We start from the raw sequence: 10,446 nt of genomic DNA, 5'->3' as shown, positions 1-10,446 counted from the left end.
CTCCGTTCTGTGTCGCAACTGAACAGAATCACAACCTGCTGAATTCACTCAACTCATTTCCGATTGGCCTCTGAGGCCCATGCGTGTCTTCTTCTGATGATTGTGTCTGTTCACACCGATTACCCAAATGAAACCGGGGCCGGTCTGGTCCGTTCCGTCTTTTCTGATGGGTTCTGCCCCCAAGTGGATCGCACCTAGTGGTCATTGCGCCGTCAATTCGGGCGCATGACGTCAACTCAACCACCACAGAGCAGCCGCATAAAGGCGGCAGGGGCATTGGTTTTGGAACGAGATGCAAGGACGCGCTGTTCCTGAACTACTTTCACTTGTTCCCTCAACCAGACGTCGCAAAGCGGGCACTGGCTTGCGACAGACAGGAGCGCGCAAAATGCCCCGTGATACGGATCAAGACGCAGCCAACTGGCCAGAAGATTTGCAAGCTGCGGCGATCTCATGCCCGCATCTTTCGCATTCACGCATTGTCCGACGATCTGTTATGCGGTGTGGCGATACAAGGCAGCGCCCGGATCTTGTGGTCGCCATTCCGGCCTGCAACGAGATCGACCGCATCCCCGCCTGTGTGCAGGCCCTGAAGGAAACGCTTGCAAACTTTCCGGGCGCGGGCGTGGTTCTGATGGTTAACAATTCGACGGACGGATCCGCCGAGGCCGCCCTTACGGCCCTGATGACGCAGCGCATGAACGGGATCGTTGTGGATGCCACGCTTGCAGCCGAGATCGCCAATGCGGGTTGGTCCCGTCGCCTTGCGCTGGATATTGCGGTGCGTTGGGCGCGGCCCGATGCGGTCCTGATGACAACAGATGCAGACGGGCGTGTGGCCCCCGATTGGGCGGCCGCAAATCTCGCGGCACTGACGGACGGTGCGCATCTTGTTTGTGGGCGCATCTCGCCGGATGCGGCAGAGGACGCGCAACTGCCATCCGGCATCCGCCAGTCTGATGCCGTCGAGCGCATGTATACCGCGCTCTCGATTGAACTGGATGCAAGGCTCGACCCGCGCGCGCACGACCCATGGCCGCATCACGGCCTTGCATCTGGCGCCAGCCTGGCGATCAGGGCGCATGACTACCGCGCGGTGGGCCGACTGCCAAGACTACCCTGCAGCGAAGACCGTGCATTTGCCGCATTGGTTGAACGGCATGATCTGTGCGTCAGGCATAGCGACGCGGCGCTTGTGACAGTATCATGCCGGTTACAGGGCCGTGCGCGCGGCGGCATGGCGGATGCTATCGCAGCGCGGATAGCAAACCCGGACAGTCTGGCCGACCAGAGATTGTATCCTGCAAGGATCACAGCGCAACGCGCGACATACCGGAACGCATTGCGCGCGGCATGGACCGCGAAAAACGACACAAGCTTTCTGGTGCGGCAGCTTATTGCCTCGCCTGCACAAATTTCGCGCGCCCGGAGTTGTAGCACATTCGGCGCGTTCTGGGCCGAGATCGAGGCCGGAGCCGCAAGACTTGCCGCCACGCGCATGCGGCCAAGCCAGCTTGCAAGGGAGCTTCCCGAATTGCGCCGCCTTGTGACACTGGCGCGGGCAGAAACATGACACTCGCCCTGCATGCACATCAGTTTGATGCCGTCGCCGCCGCCCATGATGTTGCGCCCAACCTGGAGGGCCGCGCGGCCGCCGCTGACCGGGGCGAGGCGACACTTGCGGCCGATCTCGAAGACTTGCACATGGCGGGGCTTATTCGTGCGCCCCTTGGTGTCTTCGCGGGCGGTGTCGGTCTGTGTTGGGAACCGGGCGCCGTCGCCGGTGGTGTGGATGTTCTGCGCGTGCTGGGGCGGGCCAATCTGGCGGTCGCAAGGCTGTTTGAAGGGCATGTCAACGCTGTGAAACTGGTCATGCTGTATGGCACCGCCGCGACACAGGCGCGGGTTGCGCACGCAGTGCGCGGTGGTGCGCTGATGGGGGTATGGGGTGCGGATGGCGTGCGCCCCGTCACCCTGCGCGAGGGGCGCGCTGGCATTACTCTTGACGGTGGCAAGCGGTTCGCGTCTGGTCTGGGTCTTGTGTCACTGGCGGTGGTTAGTGCTACAGATGGCAATGGCGCGACACGACTTGTCCTGGCCCCGGCCGATGATGCCCGGCGCGCGGATGCATCGTCGTGGCAGGTCAGCGGCATGCGGGCGACCGCATCTGGTGATTTCGATGCGTCTGGCCTTGAGCTGGATTTCGATGCCCTTCTTGGCGGGCCGGATGACTACTATTGCGAGCCACATTTTCAGGGTGGTGTCTGGCGCTATGCCGCCGCTCAGCTTGGCGCGATTGAGGCGCTGACTGACGCAATGCGCGCCGATCTGGTCGCGCGCGGCACTTTGTCAGACCCGCATCAGGCCGCGCGTTTTGCGCGCGCGGCCATGGCCTGCGAGACTGCGAGGTTATGGGTGCGCGAGGCTGCCCTTGCAGTCGAGGCCCCGGATGCTGATCCGGGCTGCGCCACCCGCGCGCTGCTTGCGCGGCTGGCCGTCGAGCGCGCGGCGACCGATACAATGGTTGAGGTGGACCGCGCGCTTGGCACTGCGGCACATTTCAATGGCCACCCAGTCGAACGGATAGGCCGTGACCTGTCTTTCTATCTGCGACAGGCGTCCCCGGATGACGCCCTGCACGCAGCCTCTCTCGCATTGGCTGCGCGCGCGGGCCCCGTCGGCGATTTCTGGACTGCACCATGACCTTGCAACTCAGCCCAATGATGGACCGCGCGGCCAAAGCCTCTTTTGCCGACCTTGACACGATCATTGGCACCGGCGGGTTGGTCGCGCTTGCCCCCCATCCTGACGATGAAAGCCTTGGCTGTGGCGCACTTCTGCGGGCCGCCGCGAGTGCGGGGCGGCGCGTTGCAGTTGTGGTGGTGTCGGATGGGCGGCGCTCTCATCCCGCTTCATACAGTGTAAGCCCGGACGCACTGGCGCGGATCCGCGCTCTGGAAATACGCGCAGCGCTTGTAACCCTGCACCCGAATATTTTCCTGATCGAACTTGGCTATTGCGACGGCGAGGTGCCCTTCTCACTGCCCAACGCCTCTTGCGCCATCGCGGATCTTGCAAAGGGTATCGGCGCGACGGCACTGGTGGCGTCCTGGGACGGTGATCCGCATTGTGATCATGCGGCGACAGCTGCACTGGCGCGCCGCGTCCATAGGCTCCTCCCCGAACTTCGGCTTTGGAGTTATCCCATCTGGGGCCGCTTCGCACCCACGGCGGCGAAAGCACCGGCACGGATCGTGCGCTTTGACACCACGCCGAACCGAGCAGCGAAAGCAGCGGCGATTGCATGCCATCGCTCGCAGATGACTGATCTGATCGACGACGATCCGGCGGGTTTCACGATGACGACCGAGATGCAGACGCATTTCATAAATCACCCGGAGGTGTTCCTTGCCGGATAGCGATGTTCGCGCTCATCTCAAGAACCTCTACGCGGTGTCGGACGACCCTTGGAACACCTGTTCAAGTCCCTACGAGCGGGGGAAATTCGCTCAGACCATCGCATGTCTGCCGCGCCCGCGTTACAAGCTTGGCTTGGAAGTCGGCTGTGGCGTGGGCGCGTTGTCTGTGAAACTGGCGCCGCGCTGTGATATATTGATCGCCATGGACTGCACCGATCAAGCGGTCAGGACCGCGCTGGCGCAGAATGATCTCACGAATGTCAGTTTCGTCGTGGGCGAGGCCCCCCGCGACTGGCCCGATCACCCCCCCGATCTCGTGATCCTGTCCGAAGTGCTGTATTTTATGACAGATGCCGAAAGCGCGGGGCTTGCCTTGCGGCTGGTGCACGATTGTACGGCGCAGTGCCATGTCGTTCTGGTCAACTGGCTTGGCGATACAGGCAAGATCGGCGGGGCAGTTGCAGCACAAAGGCTTATTGCTCAGTTGGCGGCATCGCATGATCACTTCGTCGCGGCGAATGGCGCGCAGTTCCGGATTGATCTGTTGGCGCGGCGGGGAACCAGTCTGGCAGTGGCATAGGCGCCTCTCTTCCAAATACCCTCAAACTTCAGATGACAGGGGCAAGCGAAAATTGGAACGCTTGAGCTAAGCGAGCGGTTGTCAAGGTAGAGTTCAGAGCATGTCGGTCGGGCAATCCCGCGCAAGACAAGAGCTGTTTCGTACGTCGATATCGACGTGCTTCTTTGCCAGAAAGGCATACCAGATGAACAATAATCAAATGGCCGACGCGTCGCATTCCTCAAGCGATACCGATACCTCGATCGGAAGCATCGCCTCAGACCTCAGATCTGCAGCGGCCGACAAATACGGAGAAGTCGTGAAGGAAGCCCGCTCTATGGCGGATCACACGAAATCCGATGTTGCGGATGAGGTCAAGGACGTGGCTTCGGCGCTGCGGCGCGCATCGGAAGAATTACGCAAGGGCTCCGCGCAGGAGCGAACCCTTGGACAGATCGCCTCTACGATCGCCGGTGCCTCAGAGTCGATCCGTGACAAGGACCTTGGCGAGATACTGGCCATGCTCAGCCGGGCGGGACGCAAGAATCCGGTCCTGTTTCTGGGCGGTGCGGCACTCTTGGGTTTCGCAGCCAGTCGCTATGCCAAGGCCTCTGCCGATGAGGGCACCAGCGGGGATGCGCAGGAGCACTTCCGGAAAAAGGCACAGGTTGACGATTTTGTCGGCGAGGGGAACCCGAACAACCAAACCGTGGGCTCGATGCCATGAGCATGGCGGCCTCTTCCAGAAGCACGCGCGAGCTTATGTCCGACATCCTTGGGCATGTGAGCCGTCTGATAAGAAACGAGGCAGACCTCGCACGCGCAGAAATCTCGGAAAGCTTGGACAAGCTCAAGGCCTCGCTTGCAGCGATGGCTTTGGCGCTTGCGCTGGGAATTGTGGGCCTCAACGTGCTCGCTGCGGCTCTGGTCGTGTTTTTGACCGAGGCAGGCCTCGCGACGCATTGGGCCTCTCTTGCCGTTGGCCTGGTCCTGCTGGTGATCGCCTTCGCAGTCTACAGTTTCGCAAAATCCGCCCTTCAAAGGATCGGCTTCATGCCGACCCGTTCCGCAGAGAATGTCTCGCGGGACGCTTCAGCCATCAAGGACACCTTCAATGACACATAACACCCGCACTGCCGACGACATCGAACGCGATATCGTCAATGAACGCGCGCATATGAGCGACACGTTCAACCATCTGCAGCAGAAGTTTTCGGTCGACGCCATCACGGACGACCTTGGACATATGGTCCGCGAGTTTGGCGATGACTTGAGCCGCACCATCAGCCGAACAGTCGGGCGCAACCCTGCAGCGATGGTTATGGTGGGCGCAGGTCTTGCCTGGCTTGTCTTGGGCGCCAATCGCAATCTGTCCGACGGCCACGGAAACACGCGCTCCGACAGCGGCCGCAACCACCGTCAGCGCGTCGGCCCCACTGGCAAATCTGCTTCCGATGACGAGAATTCCTGGTACAGCGATGGACAGGCAGGGCGCAACCGTCAACACCAAGGCGCGGCGCACGACCACAGCCATGGAAACGCAAACGGCGCAACAGGCATGATGGGCCGCGCCAAGGACGCAGTGTCACACACCGCCGAAGACATCGGCGACAAAGCGTCTGATCTCGCAGACCGCCTGTCGCATGGTCTTGACGATCTGTCGGATGCCGCAAAGGCGCGCGTCATGTCCGCAAGACGCACGGCCCACGATGCGCGCGAGGCGTCAGAGGCCGCCATGACCAAGGGAACAGCAGCAGCGGCTGGCATGTTCCGAGAACAGCCGCTTGTTGCAGGAGCGCTGGCCCTGGCCTTCGGGGCCGCGGTTGGCAGCATGCTGCCCCATAGCCGACTGGAAGATGACACCATGGGCGCACATAGCGACCAGCTGTTCCGGGACGCTCAAGACGTTTACCGCGAGGAGCGCGACCGGGCGATGGCGGTCGTAAAGGGCGTGGCGCATGATGTGAAGGAGGAATTTTCCGATATCGGAGCCGACTTGAAATCTGAAGCCAGTGACATGATGCCCGATGACAAGTCCGTAGCCGACGTTGTTGTCGACCGCGCGTCAGAGGCGAGCAAGCGGGTCTTCGACAACGCGAAAAACAAGGCTGCGCCGCCGCAAACGGACAGTGGCAAATCCTGAGAAAATCTGGGGCAGGCTTACCCGCCTGCCCCCTGCGCCGTGTCTGTCGCTGCACCACAGCCCCATATTCCAAAAAGGATGCCCCTTATGGCCGGTCCAAGCAAGCAAACCCCTGATTTCGGCGCGTTGATTTCCAAAACCGGGCTGGGCGGCGAAGTGCATCAGCACGCTCCCGACGATGGCGAGCGTTTGACAACCGCGCAAGGCGTCGTGATTGCCGACAACCAGAACTCACTGCGCGCAGGGGCTCCCGGCCCGACATTGATGGAAGATTTTGCGCTGCGTGAAAAAATATTTCATTTTGACCATGAACGTATCCCCGAGCGGGTGGTCCACGCGCGCGGCTATGGCGCCCATGGCACGTTTATCTGCACCCGCGCGCTGGGTGATGTGACCCGAGCGGCGCCCTTCGCAACCGAAGGGCAGGAAACCGAAGTTTTTGTGCGCTTCTCAACCGTGGCAGGCAGCAAAGGCTCGCCCGATCTGGCCCGCGACGTGCGTGGGTTTTCAGTCAAGTTCTACACCAGCGAGGGCAATTGGGATCTCGTCGGCAACAACATTCCTGTCTTCTTCATTCAGGATGCGATCAAGTTTCCCGATCTGGTCCACGCAGTCAAACCCGCGCCTGACCGCGGGTTTCCGCAGGCGCAATCGGCCCATGACAATTTCTGGGATTTCATCTCACTGACCCCCGAAGCGATGCATATGATAATGTGGCAGATGTCAGACCGCACCATCCCGCGCTCCTTCACCACGATGGAAGGGTTCGGCGTGCATACCTTTCGGTTTGTGTCTGCCGAAGGGAAATCTACCTTCGTCAAGTTCCACTGGAAGCCCCGGATGGGCCTTCAATCGGTGGTCTGGGACGAGGCGGTGAAGAGCAACGGTGCCGATCCCGACCGGCACCGGCGTGACCTGTGGGACGCTATCGAACGGGGCGACTTTCCGGAATGGGACCTGGGTGTGCAGATGTTCGATCAGGACTTTGCCGACAGCTTTGCCTTTGACGTGCTGGACCCGACCAAGCTGATCCCGGAAGAGGAATGCCCGGTGGAACTCATCGGCACATTGCGGCTGGACCGCGCAGTGGACAACTTCTTCGCCGAAACCGAACAGGTTGCTTTCTGCACTGCCAATGTCATTCCCGGTATCGACTTCAGCGATGACCCGTTGTTGCAGGGGCGCAATTTCTCTTATCTCGACACACAGTTGAAACGCCTTGGCGGGCCGAATTTCACCAAGCTGCCCGTCAACCAGCCCAGAGGCTGCCTGGTCAGCAATTATCAGCAAGACGGGCATATGCAGACAGAACACCGCAAGGGCCGCATCAACTACGAGCCCAATGGCTGGGGGGAGGGACCGCGCGCTCATCCGCTGGAAGGCTATGTCAGCTACAAGCAGCAGGTGACGGGGGACAAGGTGCGGCTGCGCCCCGAAAGCTTTTCCGACCATTACAGTCAGGCGCGCCAATTCTATATCAGCCAGACCGCGTCGGAGCAGGGGCATATTCTGGCGGCGCTGGCGTTCGAGTTGTCGAAATGCACCGAGCCCGCGATCCGCGAACGCATGGTTGCGCATCTGATGCATATTGACACCGAGCTTGCTGAAAGTGCCGCCGAAAAGCTTGGCATGACTGATATGCCGGAACCGCCCCCTGCTGCGCAGCCGACACAGATGGGCCTGAAACCCTCAGCGGCGCTCAGCATCCAGTCACCCTCGCCCGACAGTTTCAAGGGTCGCGTCCTGGGTGTCCTGATCAGCGACGGGTTTGATGGCGGGCTGCTGATGGCGCTCAAGACCGCCGTCAAAAAGGAAGGTGGCGTGGTGCGGATCGTTGCCCCCAAGATCGGTGGCGCGATGTGCAGCAGTGACAATCTGCATCCCGTCACCGACCAGCTTGGCGGTGCGCCATCGGTCTTGTTCGATGCCGTGGCCATTCTGCCCGGGGAACAGAGCCTGTCCGCCTCACCCGCAGCGATTGATTTCCTGAAGGATGCGCATGTGCATTGCAAGCACATTGGCGCGAGTGAAAGCGCCATGGATCTGATCGCGGCTTGCGGACTGAACAGCGCGCAGGATGACGGCATGCACCGGCTGAGTGATCCGGCTTCTGCACAGGCCTTCGTCACCGCTTGCCGCACGCAGCGGTTCTGGGAGCGGGAAGCGGCAATCCTGCCCTGAATGGCATGTCGCAATAGATGCATAACTTTGTCTTCCGCCAGATCGCGAACCTGCGCCAGAATTACTGGTTCTGGCCCAGCTTGATGACCCTTATGGCAGTCGTGCTGGGGTTTTCGCTGCCCTATCTGGATATCGTGCTGGGTGCGGGTTGGTTGCAGGCTGTCGGCTTCCTGCGCCCGACCGATGTCGATGGCGCGCGGGCCATCCTGACCACAATGGCAGGTGCAACGCTGGGGGTTGCGGGGGTCGCGTTTTCTGTGACGATTGTTGCTGTGTCCTTTGCAAGCGGGAATTACGGACCTCGGCTGATCAGCAATTTCATGGGCGACAAACAGAACCAGATTGTCCTTGGCATCTTCGTCGCGACTTTCGTCTATTGCATTACGGTTCTGAGCACAGTGCACACTGGCTCGAACGGGGGCATCGGGACCGCGCAAAATCCCTTTGTTCCCCAGATTTCTGTGTTCTTCGCAATGCTGTTGACGCTGGCATCGGTGGGCGCGCTGATCGCATACATTCACCATATTCCTGAATCCATCAACATCATGAATCTGACAGCCAAGATCGGCCATAACCTGCAAGGCGCCATCATCCGGATGATGGAGAAGGAAACCGCGCGCCCGGATGACGGGCAGCATGATGTCGATGCATGGAACGACTCCCCGCAACCCGATGATGGCGAGAACATAGTCTCCAGAACAGCGGGGTTCTTGCAGCAATTCGATCTGGAAAGCCTTGCCCGGCTGGCAGGCGAGCATAAGACCCAGATCACGCTGCACCGCGCACCTGGCGATTTTCTTGTGACCGGCGAGATCATCATCAGCGCGCGCGCCCTGAGCGCCGCTGACAAATCTTTTGCCGGAAAACTGCGCGACTGCTACACCCAAGGAACCAGCAGGACCGATTTGCAGGATGTTTTGTTCCTGTCCGACCAGCTTGTCGAGGTGCTGGGCCGCGCGCTTTCAACCGGTATAAATGATCCACATACGGCAGTTCTGTGTCTGAACTGGCTGAAGTCGGGGCTGGTGGAATTCGCCCGCAGGCCCCCGGCACACGCGGCCCGGAAAGAAGACCCGGTGCTGTACCGGCGCGTCGGCTTTCACGACATGCTCGACGGCTCTTTCAACCAGATGCGGCAGTATATTGCACGTGACCGAACTGTCACCCTTCATGCTCTGCGCGTTCTTTCCGAGATCGCTTCGGTCGCCTCGCGCGGCGATATGGTCGCGGCTTGCGTTCACCACATGCACCGGCTCGCGCAATCGGCGAAAGAAAGCCAGCAGGAATCGGTTGTGCATATGGAAATAGAGGCGGCCCTGGACAAGGCGCTGGTGACGGCGGCCAAATGATGGTGACGCCGCCCGTTGGTGCGTCAACGCGTGCTGCAGCAGGCTTGTATTATAGAAAATAACATCCACATACCATCCATGCGGATGATATATGGAGACAGAGATGCCTCGAACAGCGCCGGCCAAGACCCCCGAGTCAGAAAAGATCACCATCAATCTGGGGTTTGTCGATCTGGGCCAGATCGAGCTGTTGGTGCAGGAAGGCTTCTATTCCAACCGCAGCGATTTCATCCGGACTGCCATCCGCAATCAGATCGAACGACACGCTGAAACAGTGCGCCAGATCGTGGTGCGCAAAAGCGTCGATCTGGGCCTGCGCCATATCACGCGGGATGAACTGGCCACCGCACAGGCGGCAGGCCAGATGCTCGAGATCCGCGCGCTGGGGTTGGTCGTGATTGCGCCCGACATCACACCAGAGTTGGCGCGCGCCACGATCTCGGGCCTGTCCATCCTCGGCACATTGCAAGCCCCGGACGCGGTCAAGGCCGCACTTGCCGATCGTATCACCTGACCCCTGACCTTGAAAGCACTCCTCATGAACACATCCTTCGCCCAGGGCATGGCCCGGGCCACCGAACTGACACAAGCCGGAAAACTGGACGAAGCCACAGCGCTGATCCAGTCGCTGCTGCACTCCGGTGCCGTTGCCCCCAAGGCTCCGATCACTGACGGCGACGTGCTCGAGGGCAAGTTCACCCGGCTGGACGAGACCGCGGGTTCTGTCGCAAATTTTCAACATGGTTGAGTGTAGGCTGACGCTGGACAGACTTATGCTGCGAGCTGGGCAAACTG

The 10,446-nt window shown here is 60.6% G+C and carries 11 protein-coding genes; all 11 read left to right on the top strand.

What is annotated here, in order from left to right; all coding sequences use genetic code 11:
• Nucleotides 1-292 precede the first annotated feature (292 nt).
• Complete coding sequence (locus tag HUK65_RS17135) at nt 293-1,573, top strand: glycosyltransferase family A protein (protein WP_179907494.1); 1,281 nt, start codon at nt 293-295, stop codon at nt 1,571-1,573.
• Entirely contained in the window at nt 1,570-2,703 is a 1,134-nt protein-coding gene (locus HUK65_RS17130; RefSeq protein WP_179907493.1) for an acyl-CoA dehydrogenase family protein, read from the top strand. The genes HUK65_RS17135 and HUK65_RS17130 overlap by 4 nt, the downstream gene beginning before the upstream one ends.
• Nucleotides 2,700-3,419, top strand: a complete 720-nt coding sequence (locus HUK65_RS17125) for a PIG-L deacetylase family protein (RefSeq protein ID WP_179907492.1) — start codon at nt 2,700-2,702, stop codon at nt 3,417-3,419. Before HUK65_RS17130 ends, HUK65_RS17125 begins: the two co-directional genes overlap by 4 nt.
• Nucleotides 3,409-3,999, top strand: a complete 591-nt coding sequence (locus tag HUK65_RS17120) for an SAM-dependent methyltransferase (protein ID WP_179907491.1) — start codon at nt 3,409-3,411, stop codon at nt 3,997-3,999. The genes HUK65_RS17125 and HUK65_RS17120 overlap by 11 nt, the downstream gene beginning before the upstream one ends.
• Before the next feature lie 184 nt (nt 4,000-4,183).
• Complete coding sequence (locus tag HUK65_RS17115; RefSeq protein WP_179907490.1) at nt 4,184-4,705, top strand: hypothetical protein; 522 nt, start codon at nt 4,184-4,186, stop codon at nt 4,703-4,705.
• The gene (locus tag HUK65_RS17110) at nt 4,702-5,103 is read left to right on the top strand and encodes a phage holin family protein (protein WP_179907489.1); all 402 of its coding nucleotides are present in this window, start codon (nt 4,702-4,704) and stop codon (nt 5,101-5,103) included. Before HUK65_RS17115 ends, HUK65_RS17110 begins: the two co-directional genes overlap by 4 nt.
• The gene (locus HUK65_RS17105; RefSeq protein ID WP_179907488.1) at nt 5,093-6,121 is read left to right on the top strand and encodes a DUF3618 domain-containing protein; all 1,029 of its coding nucleotides are present in this window, start codon (nt 5,093-5,095) and stop codon (nt 6,119-6,121) included. Before HUK65_RS17110 ends, HUK65_RS17105 begins: the two co-directional genes overlap by 11 nt.
• An 87-nt stretch (nt 6,122-6,208) precedes the next feature.
• The gene (locus HUK65_RS17100) at nt 6,209-8,302 is read left to right on the top strand and encodes a catalase (RefSeq protein WP_179907487.1); all 2,094 of its coding nucleotides are present in this window, start codon (nt 6,209-6,211) and stop codon (nt 8,300-8,302) included.
• 17 nt (nt 8,303-8,319) lie between these two features.
• A complete protein-coding gene (locus tag HUK65_RS17095) occupies nt 8,320-9,651 on the top strand; it encodes a DUF2254 domain-containing protein (RefSeq protein ID WP_179907486.1) in 1,332 nt (443 codons plus the stop codon).
• Between the two features lie 103 nt (nt 9,652-9,754).
• Nucleotides 9,755-10,165, top strand: coding sequence for a CopG family transcriptional regulator (locus tag HUK65_RS17090; protein WP_179907485.1), 411 nt, complete (start codon nt 9,755-9,757; stop codon nt 10,163-10,165).
• A gap of 24 nt (nt 10,166-10,189) precedes the next feature.
• On the top strand, nt 10,190-10,399 hold the full coding sequence (locus HUK65_RS17085) for a hypothetical protein (protein ID WP_179907484.1): 210 nt from the start codon (nt 10,190-10,192) through the stop codon (nt 10,397-10,399).
• The last annotated feature ends 47 nt before the right edge of the window (nt 10,400-10,446 follow it).

The organism is Rhabdonatronobacter sediminivivens, assembly GCF_013415485.1.
GTDB lineage: Bacteria > Pseudomonadota > Alphaproteobacteria > Rhodobacterales > Rhodobacteraceae > Rhabdonatronobacter > Rhabdonatronobacter sediminivivens.
This window is presented reverse-complemented; position numbering and strand designations above follow the sequence as displayed.